General features: G+C 63.1%; 2 protein-coding genes. Both read left to right on the plus strand.

The annotated features are described in order from the left end of the window. Positions 1-598 (plus strand): glutamate ligase domain-containing protein (locus tag AUC71_RS13465; protein ID WP_280139321.1); only part of this gene is annotated, 598 nt, incomplete at its 5' end. Between the two features lie 25 nt (positions 599-623). Further along, a partial coding sequence (locus AUC71_RS13470; RefSeq protein WP_483127813.1) for an MraY family glycosyltransferase occupies positions 624-1,270 on the plus strand: 647 nt, incomplete at its 3' end.

The following is a 1,270-nucleotide window of genomic DNA, read 5'->3' on the forward strand; positions in this document are numbered from 1 at the left end:
GGGGGAGAGCATCACCTACCGGCTCGGCGCGCCGGGTCGCCATCTGGTTCAGAACACGCTCGCCGTGCTGGCGGCTGTGAAGCTGGCTGGCGCCGATCTTACTAAGGCAGCCGGGGCGCTGGAGGCGGTCACCCCGCAAGCCGGCCGCGGCCAGCGTTTCGTGATTCAGACCAAAGCGGGCCCAGCGGCCCTCATCGATGAATCCTATAACGCCAACCCCGCCTCCATGCGTGCGGCACTATCCACCCTCGGTCTTGCCCCACACAGCGCCTATAAGCGGCGCGTGGCCGTCCTTGGTGACATGCTGGAGCTAGGGGTCGAGGGGCCGAGGCTCCACCGGGAGCTTGCAGAAGCCGTTGACGCGGCCGGGGTAGATGTTGTCTTTGCCTGCGGCAAACTGATGGCCTCATTATTCCAAGCGTTGCCACCTGGGCGGCAGGGTGGCTATGCCAAGACGTCCGGGGAGCTTGAGCCCAAGCTTCTCGAAGGGGTGCGGCCGGGTGACATCGTTATGATCAAGGGGTCTTTGGGCAGCCGGATGGCCCCGCTCGTCGAAGCGCTGAAGCGCCGATTCGAGTCGGAAAGCATTTCGGCCTAGGGGCCGCTGGAGGAGGGGGAAGGCGATGCTCTATTGGTTGGCCGAGCTGGCGCCGGACATCACCGTCCTCAATATCTTTCGCTACATCACCTTCCGCACCGGCGGGGCCGTGCTCACGGCGCTTCTGTTCGTGTTTCTGTTCGGCCCCCGCGTGATTCGCTCTCTTCGCGTGCGCCAGGGCAAGGGTCAGCCGATCCGCAAAGAGGGCCCCGAGCGCCATATCCTGCAGAAGCAGGGCACGCCCACCATGGGCGGCCTGATGATCCTCTCCGGTTTGACCGTCTCGGTCCTGCTGTGGGGAAATCTCTCCAACCCGTATGTGTGGGTCGTGCTGTTGCTCACGCTCGTTTATGGCGCGGTCGGCCTCTATGACGATTATCTCAAGGTGACGAGGCAATCGGCGGACGGCTTTCGCGGGCGGATCAAGATCGTCATCGAAACGGTCGCCGCGCTAATCGCCACCTACACCATCGCATCCGTCGGGCAGGAACCGTTCTCCACGTCTCTCGCCATTCCCTTCTTCAAGGACTCTATGATTCCGCTCGGCATGTGGATGTTCGTGATCTTCGGCACTTTCATCATTGTCGGCGCTGGGAACGCGGTGAACTTGACCGACGGTCTCGATGGCCTGGCTATCGTACCGGTGATGATCGCCGCCGCCACGTTCGGCTT

The sequence above is a fragment of the Methyloceanibacter marginalis genome (assembly GCF_001723295.1).
GTDB lineage: Bacteria > Pseudomonadota > Alphaproteobacteria > Rhizobiales > Methyloligellaceae > Methyloceanibacter > Methyloceanibacter marginalis.